The following is an 18,395-nucleotide window of genomic DNA, read 5'->3' as shown; positions in this document are numbered from 1 at the left end:
TGGGGGTCTGTTCGCAACGCGGGGTCGGCTACCTCGGGGTCCCGAAGTCCTGCGTCCACCACGGGCCGCCGTCGCCCTTGTGGACGCCGATGCCGATCTCCTTGAACGAGCAGTTGAGGATGTTCGCCCGGTGGCCGGAGCTGTTCATCCACGCGTTCATGACCGCGTCGGCGTCGGACTGGCCGCGGGCTATGTTCTCGCCCAGGCCGGACCATGCGTATCCGGCGGCCTCCACCCGGCTGGTCATGGTCGACCCGTCGGGTCCGGTGTGGGACATGACGCCGCTGCGGGCCATCGTGTCGCTGTACGTCCGCGCCGCGGCGCTCAGCTTGGCGTTCGTGGTCAGCGGGCCGCATCCGGCAGCGGCCCGCTCCTTGTTGACCAGGGCCAGAACCGCCGACTCGGAATTGCCGTCGACGGTGCCGGAACCGCCGGAACCGCCGGAGCCACCGGACCCGCCGGACCCACCTGAGCCGCCGCCCGTCGTGGTGGTGGGCTTGCGCGTGGCCTTGCCGGCATCGCCCGGCGCCGACTTGGCCGCAATGCTGCTCTCCGCTGCCCCGGGCTTCGTCGGAGTGGCGGATGCCGCGGCACTGGCGTCGGGGGTCCCGGACGGACTCGGGCTCGCCGTGGCCGAGGCGTCGCCGGTGGGTGTGGGGACGGCAGGGGTGGAGGTTCCCGTCCCGTCACCGTTGCCCGCTGTCGGGGACGCCGTACCGGCCGCGCCGTCGGCCCGCCGGTCCGCGCGCGCATCGCCGCCGGAGTCGGCCACCGCGACGCCGACCGCCACCGCCGCGGCCGCCGCGGTGACGGACAGCACGATGCGCGTACGCACCGTCTTCCTCCGCCGAGCCTCGACGCGGGACGGCGTTTCGGGACCGGGAGTTCGGCTGCGGCTCATGCCGGTAACACCTCACAGGAGAGGGGGAAGAGGGGAGTCCGCTCGAGCGTAGGCCGGTGATCAGCGAAAAGGGCCACCTGGAGGGGTTCTTCAAGTTCCCTTAAGGAAGCCCGCAGGGTCAACACAGGGACGAGCCCGGCATTCCCCCCAACTCGACCGACCCGGCCCGGCGGGGGAGCCGCCGGGCCGGGGGGAGTTCGGGGGGCAGGCTACGAGGTGTTCTTGCGGGGAGGTCTTCGAGGGCGTTCCGTGCTGTTGCGTCAGCTTCTCGCCTTCGACGCGGTAAGGGGGAGACGGGTGGGGTGGAGCCGCGCTCACTGCCCGGCGGTGCGGCCGAAGGCGGAACGTGCCCAGAAGTAGCCGACCAGCGTGAGGCCGGTGCACCAGGCGAGCGCGACGTATCCGCTGTTGCCGATCCCGGTGCCCGTCAGCAGGCCGCGCAGGGTCTCGATGACCGGGGTGAAGGGCTGGTACTCGGCGAACCAGCGCAGCCCCGTCGGCATCGAGTCGGTCGGCACGATGGCGCTGCCGAGGAAGGGCAGGAAGGTCAGCGGCATCGGTGTGTTGCTCGCGGACTCGGGGGTCTTGGCCACCAGTCCGATGCCGGCCGACAGCCAGGTCAGGGCCACGGTGAGCAGAGTGAGGAGGCCGATCGCGGCGAACCACTCGACGGCGGTGGCGTCGGGGCGGAAGCCGATGGCGAGCGCGACGCCGATCACCAGGGCGATGGCGACCAGAGTCTGGATGGCGCTGCCGACGACGTGCCCGGTGAGGAACGCGGCGCGCGAGATCGACATCGTACGGAACCGGTTGACGATGCCCTCGGTCATGTCGACGCAGACGCCGACCGCAGTGGCCACCGCCCCGGCCGTCGCGGCCATGAGGATGATGCCGGGGGCGACGTAGTCGATGTACGTGCCGCCGCCGGTGGGCGCGCCGGAGATTCCGGTGCCGAGGGCGCCGCCGAACGCGTAGTTGAACAGCAGCAGCATCATCACGGGCATGGCGACGACGGAGAGGGTCATCGCGGGGTACCGCAGTGCGCGCTTGAGGTTGCGCCGCAGCATGGTCATCGAGTCGCCGACGGCATACGCAAGGGTGCTCATCGGGCCATCTCCGTAGCGTTGCCGGGGGTGCTGTGACCGGTGAGGGTGAGGAACACGTCGTCGAGGTCCGGCGTGTGCACGGTCAGCGACTCGGCCTGTACCGCCGCTCCGTCCAGGACGTCGAGCACGGCCCGCAGGGTCGGGATGCTTCCGTCGCTCGGGATGCGCAGCGTGAGCTCTTCGGGGTCGCGCGCCGCCGCGCCGAAGTGGCGTGCCGCGGTGTCGAGTTCGCCGGTGGTGGCGAACCGGAGGCGGATGTGCCCGCCGGGGATGAGGCGCTTGAGCTCGTCGGACGTGCCCTCGGCGACCAGCCGGCCCTGGTCGAGGACGGCGATGCGGTCGGCGAGCTGGTCGGCCTCCTCCAGGTACTGCGTGGTGAGGAAGACGGTCACGCCGTCCTCGACGACCAGCCCGCGGATGATCTCCCACATGGTGCGGCGGCTGCGGGGATCGAGCCCGGTGGTCGGTTCGTCGAGGAAGATGATCCGCGGGTCGCAGACCAGGGTCATCGCCAGATCGAGCTTGCGGCGCATGCCGCCGGAGAAGGTTCTGACGGGCTTGCGGGCGGCTTCGGTCAGGTCGAACCGGTGCAGGAGCCCGATGGCGCGCCGCCTGCCCTCGGGGCGGGGCAGATGCCGGAGGTCCGCCATCAGCATCAGGTTCTCCTCGGCGGTGAGCAGGTTGTCGACGGCGGAGAACTGGCCGGTCACGCCGATGGCGGAGCGCACGCCCTCGGGCCGCAGGGCGAGGTCGTGACCGGCGATCCGGGCCTGGCCGGCGTCGGGGGCGACCAGGGTGGAGAGGATCTGGACGGTGGTGGTCTTGCCGGCGCCGTTGGGGCCGAGCAGGGCGAAGACCGTGCCCTCGGGGATGCTCAGGTCGATGCCGTCCAGGACGGCCTTGTCGCCGTACGACTTGCGCAGGCCGTGGGCCGAGATCGCCGGCGCGGAGCTGGTGAGGGCGGTGGGTGCTGTGGGTGCTGTGGGTGTCGTCATGAGGTCACGACTCCTAGAGGTGTGACATGTCAACTGTGAAATGGCGTAGCGGAGTCTCTGGCGGCCTTTCTGCCGGCCGCCAGGAGAGGTGTGAGGGGGAGGAGTGACGAGAGGTCAGGCAGCGCGACGGATCACGACGTCGCCGGCCCCGGTGCGGGCGTGGATCTCGACGGTGGCGTCGGAGGTGCCGGGGCCCTCGGCGGCGCCGAGCGAGTTGCGGACGGTGCCGAACCGGGAGCTGACGTCCAGCCAGGCCGAAGTGGACTGGCGGATGCCGACCTCCAGGTCGCCGACGGCGGTCTGGAGCTGGACCACGCCCCGGGCCACCTCGTCGATGCGGATGCCGCCGTTGGCGGACTTGGCCTCCACGGAGGCGTGTGCGACGCCGACCGTGATGCGGCCGTTGGAGGAGTTGGCCTTCAGGTCACCGGTGATCTCGCCGATCACGGTCTCGCCGTTGCCGTTCTTGACGGTGGCCGTGCCCGCGATCTCCCCGATGTCGATCCGGCCCGCGCCGTAGATCTCGGCGTTGCCGACGGCCCGGTCGATGCCGATGTCCCCGTGGTCCGTGCGCAGGTTCGTGTCGCCCGCCTCGGCGAGCCGGATGTCGCCGAGCGAGATCTTGACCCGGCATTCCCCGAGCGGCCCCTCGCAGGTGTAGTCCGCCATGGGGGAGGTCCCCCGCAGGTGCGAGCCAGCGGGCACTTCGACGGTGACGTCGATCGACCCCTGCCTGCCGAACAGGGACCGCTTCTTGGGCCCCTTCACGGTCAGGACGCCGTTGGAGTAGGTGACCTTGGTCTGCTGCACCGCCCGTACGTCGGCCTCCTCGGCCCCGTTGCTCGGCAGGACCTCGACGACCGTGCTCGTCCGCTTGCTCGCGGTGATCCGTACGTTGCCGACCTCGAACTCGAGGACCGCGGTGATGGGTTCGGGCGTGTCGTAAGAAGGCATGGCTGTCCCGTCCTCTTGGCTCTGGTGGGTGTTGTCGCAGGTGGGAAGTTGGTGCCGGGGCCGGCGGACCCGGCACGGGCCGGGGCTAGCGGACCCAGCCCCGCAGGCTCTGGCCGTGGCGCGGGGCGCGGGTGGCGGGCTGGGCCGCCGGGCCGGCGCCCGGTTCGAGGGCCAGGGACACCGCCCGGACGAGCCAGGCGTTGACCGACAGGCCCTCCTGGCCCGCCGCGTCCTCCACGCGGGCCTTGAGGTGCGCCGGGAGCCGGAAATTGATGCGGGCCGTACCGCCCTCGTCGCCGTCCCCCGCGAATGGCGCCACCGGTGCCACCGATGGCGCCATCGGTGCTGTCATCTGGGCCGCGCCCTCGCCGGGCGCCTCCGGGGCGGGCGCCGCCGTCACCACGAACTCGGGGTCGAGCCCCCGCAGCCGCACGTCCACCGAACCCGGCGCCAGCTCACGGGTGATCTCGTCCGAGGCGGCGGACAGGGCGTTGAGCAGCGTCAGCCGGGCGGCCGACTCCAGAGGTGCGGTCAGCCGCTCGGCCAGGGCGCGGGCTTCGTCCCCGCCAGCGTTCGCGGCGACCGCGAGCTCATGGCGGAGGTGATCGACGTAGGGGGTCAGGTCCATGCAGCCACTTGGCGCCGCGTGGCGTCATGTGGTGCCACGGAGGCGCCGTGGTGACGCAGTCAAGGCGGGCGACGCCCACATCGCGGGTCGTCTCGTGCCGATGTCCGCGACGACGGTCCGCGACGACGGTCCGCCGTACGGTTAGCCGTGCAGCAGTCTCGTCCAGTCCTGCGGAACTCGGCCGGCCGGTCCCGGGACCGACTGGTCCCCAGGGTGGGCGGCCGGCGGCGTCAGCTCGGGCCCGGACTCGTACAGCTCGTTGGTGTCGTAGTCCCAGAACCACTCCTCGCCCGGCTCGAAGCTCTGCACCAGGGGATGACCGGCGGACTTCCAGTGGGCGGTGGCGTGCTGCGCCGGCGAGGAGTCGCAGCAGCCGATGTGGCCGCACTGGGCGCAGCGCCGCAGGTGGAACCACCACCCGCCCACCGCGTCGCAGTCGGCGCAGCCGGTGCCGGTGGGCGGGACGCTCGGGTCGATTCCGTTGATGTCGTCGGTCATGCCGGCTCCTCGGCGGTCTCGGATTCGGGGGAGGGATCGGGGTCGGGGTCCGGGTCGGTCAGCGGCAGCAGCACCTGGAACCGGGTGTCGCCCGGTGCGGACTCGACCTGGAGGCTGCCGTGGTGCTTGTTGACGACGATGCGCCAGGAGATGTCGAGGCCGAGACCGGTGCCCTCGCCGACCGGCTTGGTGGTGAAGAAGGGGTCGAAGATACGGCTGCGGATGTCCGCCGGGATGCCGGGCCCGGTGTCGCGGAACTCCACCAGCAGCCGGTCGCCCTCGCGTGCCGTGCGGACCGTCAGCGTGCCCTCGCCACCCGTGCTCCCGATGGCGAAGACGGCGTTGTCGATGATGTTCGTCCACACCTGGTTGAGCTCCGCCGGATAGGCGGGTACGTCCGGCAGGGAGCGGTCGTAGTCCTTGACCACCCGGACCCCCCGGCCGATCTTGCCGGACAGCATCAGCAGGGTGCTGTCGAGGAGTTCGTGGACGTCGACGACCCGGTGCGGGGCGCGGTCGAGCTGCGAATACTGCTTCGCCGCGTCCACGAGGTGGGAGATGCGGGTGGCGGAGTCATTGATCTCGTCCATCAACAGCTCGGTCTCGACCGTGTAGTTGAGCCAGCCGATGGCACCCGGCAGGATGTCCTCGGCCACGGTCGCCGCGACCTGCTCCAGCCAGTCCGTGTCCAGCCCGGCCTGTACGAAGGTCGGCGCGATCCGCCAGCCCTCCTGGATGCCGTGGTCGTCGAGCCAGTCGGCGAGCTCGTCCTCCCGGTCGGAGGCCTCCATCGGACTCAACACCGGCGCCTTGGCGACCCGTTCGGCGGTGCGCTCCTGGATCTCGATGAGCTCGGCGAGCGCCTCGCGCGAGTAGGGGCCCTGGGCGATGACGGCCAGCTTGTGCCGCATCTTGCCCACCCGTTCCCGCAGCGTCGCGGTGGCTCGTACGGCCGCCGCGGCCGGGTTGTTGAGCTCGTGGGTGAGACCGGCGGACAACGATCCCAGCGCCAGCAGCCGTTCGCGCTGGCCGATGGCCCGCTGCGTGTTCCTCGAACCGAAGAACAGCCCTTCCAGCAGGTGCGCGGCCATCGGGAACCAGTCCCGCATGACGGCCGCGAACGACTCGGCGGGAAGGACGAAGAACCGCGTCGGCTCCGTCACCCGCATCGAATTGTTGTACGTCTGCGGCACCTGGTCGCCCAAGTACGCCTGCATGGCCCCCGCGTACACGCCGCGCTGCGAGGTCCGGCTCACCTCGACGTCGTCGCCGCCGACTCGGCGGGACAGCACGACGGTGCCCTCGACCATCACGTAGAAGCAGGTGGCCGGGTCGCCCTCGGTGTACACCGGGCCGACGTCGAACCGCTCCACGCGCCCCTCGGCGCACAGTCGCCCGAGCTGCTCCGGGGAGAGCTTCTCGAACAGGAACAGCGAGGAGATCTCCTGCGGGCTGCACGGCATGAGCCGGCCGCCGCTCATGACTGCTCCAGGTACCGGTGGACGAGCATCACGGCCATGGCTCCCTCTCCTACGGCGGACGCGACGCGCTTCGCGGACTGGGCGCGCGCGTCGCCCGCCACGAACACGCCGGGGATGTTGGTCTCCAAGTGGTAGGGCGGCCGGTCCAGTTCCCATTCGGCGGGCGGCCGCCCGTCCGCAGTGAGGTCCGGCCCGGCCAGGATGAAGCCGTGCTCGTCGCGCAGCACCGTACCGTCCAGCCAGTCCGTCAGCGGGGCCGCGCCGATGAACACGAACATCCACTGGCAGTCGACGAGTTCGGTCGCACCGCTGTCCACGTCCCGCAGTGTCAGCTGCTCCAGGTGTCCGTCGCCGTGCGCCTCCTCGACGACGGTCCGGGTCCGCACCGTGATGTTCGCCGTCTCCTCGATCTGCTGGATCAGGTAGTACGACATCGACGCCTTCAGGGACTCCCCGCGTACCAGCAGCGTCACCGACTTCGCGCCGCGCGCCAGGTACATCGCCGCCTGCCCGGCGGAGTTGGCGCCGCCCACGATGTACACGTCCTGCCCCTGGCAGGCGGCCGCCTCGGTGAGCGAGGAGCCGTAGTACACCCCGCAGCCGGTCAGGGAATCGCAGCCCGGTGCATGGAGCTGCCGGTACGACACCCCGGTCGCCAGGATGACGCTGTGCGCGGCGACCGCCGAGCCGTCGGAGAAGCGGACGACGCGGGCCGCGCCGTTGACCTCCAGCCCCGTGACCTCGCGCGCCGTGAGGATCTCCGCGCCGAACCGGCCGGCCTGGCGGCGGGCGCGGTCCGTGAGCTGCGCGCCCGAGACTCCGTCGGGGAAGCCGAGGTAGTTCTCGATGCGGGAGCTCTGGCCGGCCTGCCCGCCGGTCGCCGAGCGCTCGACCAGTACGGTACGCAGCCCCTCGGAGGCCCCGTACACCGCCGAGCCGAGCCCGGCCGGTCCGCCGCCGATGACGACGAGGTCGTAGAAATCGGCGGTCGGCGTCGTCGCGAGTCCCACGTGGGCGGCCAGCTCGGCAGCCTCCGGCTCGATCAGCACGGTGCAGTCCGGCGTGACCACCAGGGGCAGCCGCTGCCCGTCCGCCCCGGCGGCCTCCAGCAGCCGCTGTCCCTCGGGCTCGTCGGAGGAGTACCAGCGGTACGGCACCTGGTTGCGGGCCAGGAACTCCCGTACGCGCGAGGAGCCCGCCGACCAGCGGTGCCCGACCACCTTGGTGGCGGGTACCGGCCGGTAGTCGCTGGAGCGCCAGGCCGTGAGCAGGTCGTCCAGGACCGGGTAGAGCTTCTCCTCCGGCGGGTCCCAGGGCTTGAGGAGGTAGTGGTCGAGGTCGACGACGTTGATCGCGTCGATCGCCGCGTTGGTGTCGGCGTACGCGGTCAGCAGCACGCGCCGCGCGCCCGGGTACACGCCGAGGGCCTGTTCGAGGAACTCGATGCCGTTCATCTGCGGCATGCGGTAGTCGGCGAGGATCACCGCCACGAGGTCGCCCCGCAGCTTCAGCTCGTGCAGCGCCTCCAGCGCGGACTCGCCCGACTCGGCGCGCACGATCCGGTACCCGGCGCCGTAGTGGCGCCGCAGGTCACGGGCGATGGCCCGGGAGACCCCCGGGTCGTCGTCCACGGTCAGGATGACGGTCCGCGCTGTGTCGGCGGGCTGTGCCATACGTCTCCACCCCGAGTGCTCTGGGCGGGCAGCCCGGCGAGGCGCCCGCGCCGGTTCCCGCCCATCGTATGTTCGATCGTCCGGGACCGCCCCGGGACGCCGCGGGAATCGGTGATCAGAGGTTCTGTCCTCCGGAGACCTCGATGTTCTGGGCGGTGATCCAGCGGCTTTCCTCGGAGACCAGGGTGGCGATGACCATGCCGATGTCGTCCGGCTCACCGATCCGTCCGAGCGCGAACGTACGCGCCAGCTCCGGGATGATCTCCGGGTGCCGTTCGAAGGCATCGTCGGCGAAGCGGGTGCGGGTGGCGCCGGGAGCGACGGAGTTGACGCGGATGCCCCGCGGGCTGAACTCCTTGGCCATGTAGCGCGTCAGCACGGTCAGGGCGCCCTTCAGCGACGCGTAGACGGAGTACCCGGGCGCGGTCACCGTGGGCAGTGCGGAGTTGCTGGTGGTGTTGACGATGGCACCGCCGTCGGCCATCAGAGGCAGCAGCGTCCGGGTGAGGAAGAAGGGTCCCTTGAGCAGGCCCCGGGTGAGCGTGTCGAAGGACTCCTCGGTGGTGTCCTCGATCATCGACGAGCCCGCGAAGCCGGCGTTGTTCACGAGGTGGTCGAAGGTGTCGCGCTGCCAGGTGGTGCGCAGCGCGTCGACCACGGCGTCGCGGAACGCGGGGAAGCCGGCGGTGTCGGCGATGTCCAGGGGCAGGGCCACGGCGGTGCCGCCCTGCTTCTCGATCTCGGTGACGGCGTCCTGTGCGCCCTGCCGGTTGGAGCTGTAGGTGAGGATGACCCCGGCGCCCCGTTCGGCGATCCGGACGGCCGCGCTCCGGCCGATACCGGAGCTGGCGCCCGTGACCACGGCTACCTGCTGCATGGTGTGCCTCCCGTGCACGCGGTGGAGCACGCAATCTCCACGCGGAATGTGACACATCCAGGCAACCAGCCGGCAGCGCACCGCCGAAAGCAAGATCCTCCCGCGTCCTTGCCCATTCCTGCTGCCCGGGCCTCAGGGCAGGTCGGGCCTCAGGGCAGGGCACCCGCCCGGGCCCGTGCGGAGGGGCCCAGGTGGGCGGCGTCCTGGCTGGGCGGCGTGCCGAACTGCCGGCGGTACTCGCGGCTGAACTGAGACGGGCTCTCGTAGCCGACGAGGATGCTGACCCCCGTCACGTCGGCGGCCCGTGTCGCCAGCATCAGCCGTGCTTCCTGCAGGCGGATCTGCTTCTGGAACTGGATGGGGCTCATCGCCGTCACCGTCTGGAAATTGCGGTGGAACGCGGAGACGCTCATGCCGGCGAGCCGGGCCAGGTCCTCGACGCGGAACGGCTCGGCGTAGTGTTCCCGGATCCATCGCACCGCCCGCGCGACGTGGCTGAGGCTGCTGTCGGCGAGGCCGAGCTGGCGCACGATCTCGCCCTGGTCGCCGGTGATCAGCCGCCACAGGATCTCGCGTTTGACCAGCGGGGCGAGCACTTCCCGGTCGCGGGGCCGGTCCAGCAGGCGCAGCAGCCGGACCACCGCGTCGAGCAGCTCCGGCGGGGCGTCGCTGACGGCGATGGCCGGGAGCGGTCCGCCCGGGACGCGCTCGGCGTCCTGCGACGAGGCCAGGAGCAGATCGGCGACGGCGGAGGGTTCCAGAGCCAGCCCGAACCCGAGGGCGGGCTCCTCCGGGCCGGCCTCGGTGAAGTTGCCGGTGATCGGCAGGTCCACCGACGCGACGAGGTACTGGCCCGCCCGGTACTCGTACACCTGCTCGCCCAGCGCCAGCCGCTTGGTCCCCTGGGCGATGAGGGCCATGACCGTGCCGGACGTCGTCGGCGTGGGCGGGTAGGGGCTCTCGAATTTCGAAACGCGGACACCCTCGATGTCCGTGCTCCAGTCCGGCCGCGCATGCCGGGCGAGCAGCTCGCGGAGTTCGCCAAGGTGCATACACCGATTGCAGCACGCCCGGCCCGGGGTCAGGGCTGCTCGGTACGTGTCCCGGCCAGGGAGCGCGAAAGACCCCATAGGCAACAAAACGGGCAAGTGGTGCATTGTTCGCATTCAACTCGGTTCCGTTCATATGCCTCTTGAGGGTGTGTCAGTCGCAAACCTGCGAGGCATAATCGGCCCCGGTCGTCTCCGGAAGCAGTGGAGCCATCGGGACATCGACCGACCTCCCAGGCGGAATTCCGCACCGGACCGACCCTCAAGGTGCTGTACATGTCCCTGGCCAGCCGCACCCGCATCGCGGCCCTGCTCGCCGCGGTCTCCGTCGGCGTCGCCGGCGTGACGACGTGGGCCTACGGATACGGGACCGACCGACAGCCGGCGGCCCTCGAGGCGGTCGTCAGGCCGAGTGTGACCGAGGGCTCGGCCCTCCAGGTCGTCGCACACCCCGACGACGACCTCTTCTTCATGAACCCCGACCTGAGCCGCTCCATATCGACGGGCATCAAGGTCACCACCGTCTACCTGACCTCCGGCGAGTCCGACGGCAGGAACGAGGCCCACAGCCCACACCTCGAGGACGCCGCGGGGCCCGCCGACCGCGCCGCCTACGCGGAGGCCCGGCAGAACGGCATCCGGGGCGCCTACGCCCAGATGGCCACCGGCGACCGCACCAGCGCCTGGCAGCGGACGTCCGTACCCACCGCCGGCGGGGGCAGCGCCGAGGTGGACGTCCTCGTCGCCAGGCCCGAGGTCAACCTGGTGTGGATGGAGCTCCGCGAGGCCCGCAGCATCTCCGGCGACAATCCGGACAGCCTGCGCGGCCTGTGGGACGGCCGGATACCCGCCCTGGGCGCCCAGCTGACCTCCGGGACGCCGGTCAAGCACGCGTTCTCGTACACCAAGGACCAGGCGATAGCCGCCATCGCGGACGTGTTCGCGCTCTACCGGCCGACGACGATACGGACGCAGGACCCGACCCCCGGCAGGTCGGAAGGCGGCGCCTTCCTCGACCACCAGGACCACATGTACGGCGCCCGCTTCGTCCAGGCCGCCGCCGAACGCTACGCGCAGTCCACGGACCGGCCGCACTTCTCGGTCCAGAACTACATGAGCTACCCGAACAGCTCGCTGCCGCCGACCCTCGACCCGCAGACGGCCGAGGAGAAGCTCGGCTACCTCAAGACCTACGCCTGGATCGACCACGACGACTGGTGCGGCAGCCCCGCGGGCTGCGGCGACCGCAAGACCGCGACCAGGCCCACCGGCGCCGGCTGGAGCCAGACCATCCGCTACAGCCGGGGTGACGGCACCTCCTGGATGACCGAGGGCGTCTCCGGACGGCTCTGGGCCTTCGCCGTGCTGGACAACCGGATGGCGTACTGGTCGCGCAGCGGCCCGCAGGCCTCCTGGCAGGGCCCCCGGTTCCTGCCCGAAGCCGGCCCCGGCACCGGAATCGACGCCGGCGCGACGGCGGTCCGGCTCCCCGACGGCAGGATCGCGGTGTTCGCCACCCGCACCACCCTGGGCACGACCCCCCAGGGCTACGGCCGGGACATCGTGTACGCCGTCCAGACCACGGCCGACGGCGCATTCGGCCCGTGGCAGTCGCTGGGCACCCCGGACACCACCGACAGGTCCGTCACCTCGGCGATCAGCGGACCGGCCGTCGCCGTGGACCCGGCCGGCCGGATGACGGTGTGCGTGCGCGATTCCAGGCGTACGCTCCGCGCCCGGACCCAGACGACCCCGGACGGCGCGTTCGGCGCATGGCAGGCCCTGGGCGGCGCCGGCCTCCTGGGCGATCCGGTCACCGCGACCGACGGCTCGGGGCGGCGGCACGTGTACGCGGCGACGGCCGGCTCCGTACTGGCCTGGGTCCAGCCGACGCCGGGTGCCCCGTTCGGCGGCCCCTTCCCGACCGGGCTGCCGCAGACGACGGGCGTGCTCTCGGTGCGCCCGGAGGGCGACGGGGTCCGGCTGTTCTTCCGCCGGCCCGGCACGGGCTCCGTCGGTACGAGCCTGGCCGCCGCGGGCGGGCCCGCGCCGCAGTTCTCCCCGGTCGCCGCGGCCGGCGGTCTCGGCGGTTACGGCGCAGTGGGCGTCGCGGGCCATCTGCTCGCGGGCCGCGCGGGCGCGGGCACGGTCGGCGTGGCGGGCACGGGCGGTCCGGAGTCCTGGCAGGAGTCCCAGATGCTGTACACGGGGGCCCCGGCAGGCGTGGCCGACGCGGGGGCCGGTACGGCCGTCGCGGCGGCCCTCGGCCTGGACGCCGATCTGCACATCGTGACGACGGTTCCTGCGGCCGGATCCGAGCAGGTGGCCGACCGGACCCCCACCCCGTGGCACCGTGCGGTCCCGCCCCGGACGCTCGCGCAGGCCGGGGGCCGGTAGCGGTGGTGACCTGCGCCGCACCGTGCGCCCGCGGCCCCTGGGCCGCCGGGTGGCAGCGCGTATGGGGGCGGGCGAGGATGGCGGGCAAGGCCACCTCGCCGGGCGGTGGCGGGGATACCACCTCGCCGGCGACGGCAGCCGGACTCTGACCCTCGGGCGATCGGGGCTCCCATGACCCCTCCCTTCCTCTCGTGCCGACGCGCACGCATACGCATACGCGTGCGCCGGGGAGCGGGAACGGTCCGCGCCGTGGCCGCCTTCGCGGCCCTCACGGCCCTCGCGACGGGATGCAGGAACGACACTGCGCCCGCCTGGGAGTACCCGGAGCTCGGCACGACCCTGAGATCGCTTTCCCACCACCTGGACGAGGGCTGCGCCGAGCCGGCTCCTGCGAGCTGCGTGGACGGACTCGACCGGCTCGGCGTGCTGGCGGAGCGGGCCTTCGCCGAGGTCCTCGACCGCAAGCTTCTCGCCGGCGGATACGTGGCTGCGATGAACGACCTGGCCGGAGCGAGGGAGCTCCGCCTCGCCGCCGCGCAGGAGGCCCGGGCACGCCATGATCCGCACTACCTCCCGTTCAGGCATGCGGTGCAGGCGGAGCGGCGCGCGTACCGGCGCCTCCTCGCCGAGCTGGAGAGCCTCCGCACCGCTCCGCCCGCAGGTGACGGGACGGAGCCCGTCTGAGGCGGTGCCCGCAGCGCGTGACGCCAGGACCTACCGGGACCGCAAGGGCGGGGTGGGGAGGGGCTTGCCGTCGAGTGCCACCAGGGCGAGGACGGTGATCGAGCCCGTCCAGGCCAGCGGTGCGACCGACGAGGGCCCGCCCGCTCGGTTCACCTTCTCGGGCAGCTCCCCGAGCGAGTTCCGCTTGGAGAGGACCCAGTCCAGGACCTGCCTCGCCTTCGCCGTCTTCCCCGTCCCGGCCCATGCGAGGGCGAAGAACGAGGTACTGGGCGTCCAGGCGTTCCCGCCCCAGGGCGCCGTCGGATCGTTGCCGGGCGTCAGACCCCCGTTGGGCAGGAGCAGCGCCCTGTGCGTGGTGTCGAGTGCCCGGGGCAGGTCGGCGGGCGCTGCGTTGAAGGGCGGCGCCATGAACGCCACCGCGCTGTCGTGTCCGTGCTGCCCGTCGACGGTGCGCTGGTAGCCGAGGGGAGCGAACCTCTTGGATATCCCGGCCGAGAGCCGCCCGGCGGCAGAGCTCCAGCGCGCCGCATCGTCCGGCCGGTTCACCGCCCGGGCGAGGTCCGCGGAGGCGTTGAGCCCGGCGAGCAGGGGCGCGGCCGTACCGATGTTCGGCGTGGTCGTCATCAGCTCCCAGTAGTCCGGGGAGGCCGGGGGGAGCCCGTCCGCCCCCAGGCAGGCCGCCGCGTGGTCGGCCGCCCTGCGGACCATCGGGTAGAGGGCGGCCAGCCGGGCGTGCCGGCTGGCGCGGGGCGCCGTCTGGTACCACTGCCAAGCGGCCCAGGGGACCCAGCCGTTGGCGTCGAGCTGCCACCGCCTGCCGTCCGGCGGTCCGGAGCCGTCGAGTTTCGTCCGCGCTTCCCAGGTTCCGTCCTTCCGCTGGGTCGCGGCGCTGTAGCGGAGGATCCGGTAGGCCTCGGCGTCATGGCCGGTGTGCGCGAACGCGGCCGAGGCGAAGCTGGAGTCACGCGGCCAGGAGTACATCCAGCCCGGCGTCCACGCCGCCGCCATGGCACCGTTCGGCCGGAGCAGCGCTCGCATGGACAGCAGGGCCCGCTCGGCCCCCGCGCGCTGCGCGGGCGAGCTGCCCGGGACCCGGCCGGCCGCCAGCCAGGCGCGGCTCTGCGCGATCTGCTGCCGGGCCGTCGGATCGTCGAGGGCCACCACGGCCGAAGCCGTCCTGCCGACGGGGAGGTACTTCCACCGGCCGGACGGCAACCGCAGTACGTTGCTCCGCTCGACGTACCGCGCGCCCTGCGCGACGGCCCGTGTGATGCCCTCGGTGGCGGTCGTGTTGGAGAGAAGCCCGGCGGTGGGGGCGGTGAGCACCGACAGGGGCGCGTAGCTGCCCTCGGCATCGCCACGGCTGTGGTGTCCCGGCGGCCTGACCAGGAACACGGGCCGCTCTTCGCCGGTGCGCCGGCCGGCAGGGGCTCCTGCCACGCACACGGGAAGGGCGACGCTCGCGAGGGACGCCGTGACGACCGCCCAGCGAACGAGCCGGACAGCAGGCATCGCCACTCCCTCCGTCGGGATTCCCTGGGTTTCCGCGCGTCTCCGTGCATTTCCGTGCGCGCGGAACTCCGGAATTCCCATCGTGGCCGACCTGTACGGAGCCCGCCACGACACGCCGCCGCTCGGGTGACCGCGGGGCCTCGACACACCTGGCGTCATCGCATGGCGTAACAGCCGTGGCCGGGACGGAGGCCCGCCGCAAAGGATGGGTGAATGAGCACTGCTCCGTTGCTGTCCGAGGGCGAGGGCCGTCGAACGCATTCCTCCGGAGAGGATGGCCGGGGGAGAGGCCGTCGCCCGTTCGTCCGCAGGCTCCTGCTGGGCGCGGGCGGGACCCTCGTGGCGGCGGCCGGGGCCCTGGTCGCCATCGGGTGCTTTCTAGGGCTCTACGTACGGCCCACATCGGACGACTGGTGCGCCGCGTGGAAATCCCGTGATCTGGGAGTCCTCGGCATCACCTCCGACTTCTACACGACCCAGAACGGGCGGATCGCCAATGCCTTCCTGAGCGGCGTCATCTACGGCGACGGGCTCGGCGGAGTCAAGATCCTGCCGACCGTCATCGCCGTCACGTTCACGGTCGGTCTGGTTCTGCTCGGGTGCCAGTTCGTCCGGTTTCTCGGTGGCACACCGCAGATATTGACCCTGTTCGCCTGCTCCTTGGCGATCCAGGCGCACCTCTACTACGCCGGAACGCGCAGTTATCAAGTATTGCTGTGGGCTCCTGCCACCATTTCCCACACCATTCCCAGCGTCGTCGGGGTGTGGGCGCTCCTGCTCGGCATCCGGACCGTTCGCCAACCCCGTGCCGCCGTACGTGCAGGCGGCTTTGCCGCCGCATTCCTCATCGCGTTCGGGCTCGGCACCCTGAGCGAACCGTTCGCCCTCGTCAGCGGTCTGCTCGCGGCCGGAGTCGGCCTGCTGGCGCTGCCCCGCCTCGAACTGGCCCGGACCTGGCACCCGTTCACCTGGTGTGCGCTCTGGTGCTCCGGACTGGTCTGCGGTCTGATCGTGCTCTACACCTCCCCCGGCGCCCGGTGGCGCCGTGCCCAGGAGCCGGACCGGGAGTCCGTGCTCTCCGCGGGCGAACTCAGGGGCACCTTCCAGGACTGGCTGCACATGTGGGACTCCGTCACGGGCCAGTGGGCCTACCTCGGAGCCGCCGCCGTCGGCGTCCTCCTCGGCTGGGGAGCCGGCCTCCGGGCGCCTGCACTCGGGCCGCGCGAGGGGAAATGGCGCCGGCCCACGCCGCGGAAGATGCAGATCGCCGTGTTGCTGCTCCCCGTGCCGGTGGTGGTGCTGGGGTCGTTCGCGGTGGTGCTGGGCCTGCGCAGCGGCTACGGTCCGAGCGGGTGGACGTACGCCCGCACCTGGACGAACTTCCTCGTGCCGATGGAACTGGCGCTGTGCGTCTACGGCGCCCTGCTGGGGGAGTGGGCCGGCCGGTTCCTGGCCCGCCGGCGCGCCTCCACCCCGGTCGTGTCGGCCGGCATCGTGGCCGTGGGCGGCCTGGCGCTGGCCGCGCTGGCCGTACTGGTCCCGAGCGTCCAACAGCTCACCACGGCCACGGTCACCCGTGCCGCGGCCTGGGACGCCCAGAACTCCCGCATCCGGACCGAGGCCGCGCAGGGCGCCACCGATGTCGGATACCGGCCCCTGTACATCGGGAGCCTGGCCGAGCCCTTCTTCACGTCCGATCCCACGCGGGACTGGGTCGCCGCCTGTGTCTCGAAGTGGTACGGCATCGACCGGATCCACCGCCTCTGAGCGGGTGTTCGGCGGAGGCCGGACGGGCAGTGCTCCGGTTCAGGATCAGCCGGCAACCGCCCCGGGGGTACCCGTTGGAGTGATCATCGGGGTGTCCACGTGTCAGGGCACGGCACGGTCACCAAGGATGCGGGCATGCCCCTTTCCCTGTCCCTCTCCCGCCGTGCCCTCCTGCCGTTCGTGGCCGCCGTCGCGCTGCTGGCCACCGCCTCCGCGTCGGTGGCCGGCGCGGCCGAAGCGTGCGGTTCGATCATCACCGCGCCGCTCGCCCGCCCCGTCCCCGCCGACGATCCGTGCCCCAGCACCGACCCCGTCGTGTGCCGCATCCGCGTCCTGCCGATGGACGAGAAGGTCGAGGCCCAGCGGACCCGGATGAGCTACCACGGGCTCCTCGAGGACATGCACCGTACGGAGGCCGACATGCGCGCGGCCGGGGCCACCGACGAGGAGATCGCCCGGGAGCTGGTCGACATGCGCAACCAGGCCAAGGCGATCACCCGGGCCGGCATGACCCCGGAGGAGGTCCGGATCCTGGAGGAGCGGAACATCGCCAAGTACGGCAACCCGCTCGGCCCCACCGCGGACCAGCTCTACGCCAAGTACGGCTCCTGGCAGCAGGTCATCGACGCCTCGATGCGGACCAGTTACGCCGTCGACCGCGAACTCAGCCTCGAGTACCGGCCCTGCCCGGTCTAGGCCGTCTCTTCCGGATCTCGCCTGACCAGGCCGAGCAGGCCGGCCGCATTGGTGTCGAGGATCATCGCGGCCTCCTCCCGGGTGAGCCCGGCGTCGGAGATGTAGTCCACGGCCCGCAGGAAGACCTCCCCGTCCTCGTACGGAAAGTCCGTGCCGAGGACGAGGCGGTCCGCCCCGAAGGTCGCCGCCGCTGCGGCCAGCGCCGGTGCGTGCACGTGGCTGACCGTGTCGTACCAGAGGCGGCCGACGGCCACCGAGGGGAGTTCGGGCGTCCCCGGGGATTCGAACGCCAGATGGTCGTCGAGCCGGCGGGGCAGCAGTGGCAGGGCCCCGCCCAGGTGTGAGGCCAGGATCCGCATGCCCGGATGGCGTGCGGGAATGCCCGCGAGGATCAGGTGCATGAGGGCCACCGTGTCCTCGACCGGCGCTCCGACCATCCAGGTCATGCCGTGCTCGGTGATCAGCGGGCTGCCGGCTCCCTCGCCGGCCGGGTGGATGCACAGGACGGCGCCGCGCCGGTCGAGCTCCTCGTAGACGGGGCGGAAGAGCGCGTCGTCGAGGGTGCGGCCGAGCACGGTCGTGGTCACGCCGGCCCCCACCGCGCCGAGCTGGTCGAAGGCGTGGGCGATCTCGCGCAGCCGCGTCGACGTGGGGGAGGGGCAGCGCGGCGAAGAACCGGAAGCGCCCGGGGTGGCGGGCCACGAGGTCCGCGTACGACTCGTTCGCCGTACGGGCGACCGCCACGGCGTCGGACTCCCCCGCCAGGTGCGGGGACTGCGGTGCCACGGAGAGCACCTGGAGGTCGATGCCCGCCCGGTCCATCAGCGCGAAACGGTGGTCCACATCGGCCTCGGTCGCGTCGGCGCCGATCCCGCGCTGGGTACCCGTGTCAGCCTTTCCCAGCCTTTCGAGGCGGTCGAGGTACTCCGCGGTCCACAGGTGGGCGTGCACGTCGATACGCAGAGGGCTCACCCTTCGATGGAACGCCTCCCGTACGGCACGGGCCAGTCGGGCACCGGGTCGGGGCGACGCCGCCCCATGGATCCGCGGAACCGGGCGGGCCCGTTCCTCCTCTCAGAGGGCGAACACGCAGGAGACGCGGGCGGGCCGCGGCTGGGCCCGTACGGCCCGCGGCCCGCGGCCACTTCCCGGGCCCTTCACGCCGGGCCTGACCCGG

15 protein-coding genes and 1 pseudogene are annotated in these 18,395 nt (G+C 72.1%); 4 read left to right on the top strand and 12 right to left on the bottom strand.

All coding sequences use genetic code 11. The features are described from left to right. Positions 1-28: 28 nt before the first annotated feature. From OHT74_RS05830 to OHT74_RS05785, 10 genes are all read right to left on the bottom strand, one after another. Complete coding sequence (locus tag OHT74_RS05830; RefSeq protein WP_328619580.1) at positions 29-835, bottom strand: CAP domain-containing protein; 807 nt, start codon at positions 833-835, stop codon at positions 29-31. 380 nt (positions 836-1,215) lie between these two features. Beyond that, on the bottom strand, positions 1,216-2,007 hold the full coding sequence (locus OHT74_RS05825) for an ABC transporter permease (RefSeq protein ID WP_328619579.1): 792 nt from the start codon (positions 2,005-2,007) through the stop codon (positions 1,216-1,218). Further along, positions 2,004-3,002: an ATP-binding cassette domain-containing protein gene (locus tag OHT74_RS05820; protein WP_328619578.1), complete on the bottom strand. Its 999-nt coding sequence runs from the start codon at positions 3,000-3,002 to the stop codon at positions 2,004-2,006. The genes OHT74_RS05825 and OHT74_RS05820 overlap by 4 nt, the downstream gene beginning before the upstream one ends. 114 nt (positions 3,003-3,116) lie before the next feature. Continuing rightward, positions 3,117-3,956 carry a DUF4097 family beta strand repeat-containing protein gene (locus OHT74_RS05815; RefSeq protein ID WP_328619577.1) on the bottom strand — a complete coding sequence of 280 codons (840 nt, stop codon included), beginning with the start codon at positions 3,954-3,956 and terminating at the stop codon, positions 3,117-3,119. An 85-nt stretch (positions 3,957-4,041) separates the two neighbouring features. Then, the gene (locus tag OHT74_RS05810; protein WP_328619576.1) at positions 4,042-4,584 is read right to left on the bottom strand and encodes a hypothetical protein; all 543 of its coding nucleotides are present in this window, start codon (positions 4,582-4,584) and stop codon (positions 4,042-4,044) included. 141 nt (positions 4,585-4,725) lie between these two features. Continuing rightward, positions 4,726-5,082, bottom strand: a complete 357-nt coding sequence (locus OHT74_RS05805; RefSeq protein WP_266661315.1) for a UBP-type zinc finger domain-containing protein — start codon at positions 5,080-5,082, stop codon at positions 4,726-4,728. Continuing rightward, positions 5,079-6,545, bottom strand: coding sequence for an ATP-binding protein (locus OHT74_RS05800; RefSeq protein ID WP_443047689.1), 1,467 nt, complete (start codon positions 6,543-6,545; stop codon positions 5,079-5,081). Before OHT74_RS05800 ends, OHT74_RS05805 begins: the two co-directional genes overlap by 4 nt. A gap of 14 nt (positions 6,546-6,559) precedes the next feature. Continuing rightward, a complete protein-coding gene (locus OHT74_RS05795; protein WP_266661311.1) occupies positions 6,560-8,236 on the bottom strand; it encodes an FAD-dependent oxidoreductase in 1,677 nt (558 codons plus the stop codon). A gap of 115 nt (positions 8,237-8,351) precedes the next feature. After that, on the bottom strand, positions 8,352-9,113 hold the full coding sequence (locus OHT74_RS05790) for an SDR family NAD(P)-dependent oxidoreductase (RefSeq protein WP_266661309.1): 762 nt from the start codon (positions 9,111-9,113) through the stop codon (positions 8,352-8,354). Positions 9,114-9,262: 149 nt separating this feature from the next. Further along, the gene (locus OHT74_RS05785) at positions 9,263-10,165 is read right to left on the bottom strand and encodes an AraC family transcriptional regulator (protein WP_328619575.1); all 903 of its coding nucleotides are present in this window, start codon (positions 10,163-10,165) and stop codon (positions 9,263-9,265) included. A 273-nt stretch (positions 10,166-10,438) separates the two neighbouring features. Here OHT74_RS05785 and OHT74_RS05780 point away from each other — a divergent pair, with 273 nt between their 5' ends. Both OHT74_RS05780 and OHT74_RS05775 read left to right on the top strand, forming a co-directional pair. Then, a complete protein-coding gene (locus OHT74_RS05780; protein WP_328619574.1) occupies positions 10,439-12,559 on the top strand; it encodes a PIG-L family deacetylase in 2,121 nt (706 codons plus the stop codon). Between the two features lie 249 nt (positions 12,560-12,808). Continuing rightward, the gene (locus tag OHT74_RS05775) at positions 12,809-13,243 is read left to right on the top strand and encodes a hypothetical protein (RefSeq protein ID WP_328619573.1); all 435 of its coding nucleotides are present in this window, start codon (positions 12,809-12,811) and stop codon (positions 13,241-13,243) included. Between the two features lie 30 nt (positions 13,244-13,273). Here OHT74_RS05775 and OHT74_RS05770 read toward each other — a convergent pair whose 3' ends face one another. Further along, positions 13,274-14,755, bottom strand: coding sequence for a hypothetical protein (locus OHT74_RS05770; RefSeq protein ID WP_328619572.1), 1,482 nt, complete (start codon positions 14,753-14,755; stop codon positions 13,274-13,276). 213 nt (positions 14,756-14,968) lie between these two features. On the opposite strand from OHT74_RS05770, the gene OHT74_RS05765 reads away from it, so the two are divergent. Next, positions 14,969-16,522 (top strand): hypothetical protein, encoded by a 1,554-nt coding sequence (locus tag OHT74_RS05765; RefSeq protein WP_328619571.1) that lies wholly within the window; start codon positions 14,969-14,971, stop codon positions 16,520-16,522. 135 nt (positions 16,523-16,657) lie between these two features. Beyond that, positions 16,658-17,218: a hypothetical protein gene (locus OHT74_RS05760; RefSeq protein ID WP_266661297.1), complete on the top strand. Its 561-nt coding sequence runs from the start codon at positions 16,658-16,660 to the stop codon at positions 17,216-17,218. Here the strand turns inward: OHT74_RS05760 and OHT74_RS05755 are convergent. Further along, a pseudogene (locus OHT74_RS05755) lies at positions 17,215-18,169 on the bottom strand (amidohydrolase family protein). The gene OHT74_RS05760 and the pseudogene OHT74_RS05755 sit on opposite strands and share 4 nt — an antisense overlap. Between the last annotated feature and the right edge of the window lie 226 nt (positions 18,170-18,395).

The sequence above is a fragment of the Streptomyces sp. NBC_00354 genome, assembly GCF_036106915.1.
Taxonomy (GTDB): Bacteria; Actinomycetota; Actinomycetes; order Streptomycetales; family Streptomycetaceae; genus Streptomyces.
Note: the sequence above shows the minus strand (reverse complement) of the source record. Positions and strands in the feature narration are given on the sequence as shown.

Coding starts and splice junctions, on each gene's coding strand:
- OHT74_RS05770 (WP_328619572.1), bottom strand. CDS start 14,755: ATGCCTGCTGTCCGGCTCGTTCGCTGGGCGGTCGTCACGGCGTCCCTC.
- OHT74_RS05805 (WP_266661315.1), bottom strand. CDS start 5,082: ATGACCGACGACATCAACGGAATCGACCCGAGCGTCCCGCCCACCGGC.
- OHT74_RS05790 (WP_266661309.1), bottom strand. CDS start 9,113: ATGCAGCAGGTAGCCGTGGTCACGGGCGCCAGCTCCGGTATCGGCCGG.
- OHT74_RS05825 (WP_328619579.1), bottom strand. CDS start 2,007: ATGAGCACCCTTGCGTATGCCGTCGGCGACTCGATGACCATGCTGCGG.
- OHT74_RS05785 (WP_328619575.1), bottom strand. CDS start 10,165: ATGCACCTTGGCGAACTCCGCGAGCTGCTCGCCCGGCATGCGCGGCCG.
- OHT74_RS05815 (WP_328619577.1), bottom strand. CDS start 3,956: ATGCCTTCTTACGACACGCCCGAACCCATCACCGCGGTCCTCGAGTTC.
- OHT74_RS05795 (WP_266661311.1), bottom strand. CDS start 8,236: ATGGCACAGCCCGCCGACACAGCGCGGACCGTCATCCTGACCGTGGAC.
- OHT74_RS05780 (WP_328619574.1), top strand. CDS start 10,439: ATGTCCCTGGCCAGCCGCACCCGCATCGCGGCCCTGCTCGCCGCGGTC.
- OHT74_RS05820 (WP_328619578.1), bottom strand. CDS start 3,002: ATGACGACACCCACAGCACCCACAGCACCCACCGCCCTCACCAGCTCC.
- OHT74_RS05765 (WP_328619571.1), top strand. CDS start 14,969: ATGAGCACTGCTCCGTTGCTGTCCGAGGGCGAGGGCCGTCGAACGCAT.
- OHT74_RS05810 (WP_328619576.1), bottom strand. CDS start 4,584: ATGGACCTGACCCCCTACGTCGATCACCTCCGCCATGAGCTCGCGGTC.
- OHT74_RS05800 (WP_443047689.1), bottom strand. CDS start 6,545: ATGCCGTGCAGCCCGCAGGAGATCTCCTCGCTGTTCCTGTTCGAGAAG.
- OHT74_RS05760 (WP_266661297.1), top strand. CDS start 16,658: ATGCCCCTTTCCCTGTCCCTCTCCCGCCGTGCCCTCCTGCCGTTCGTG.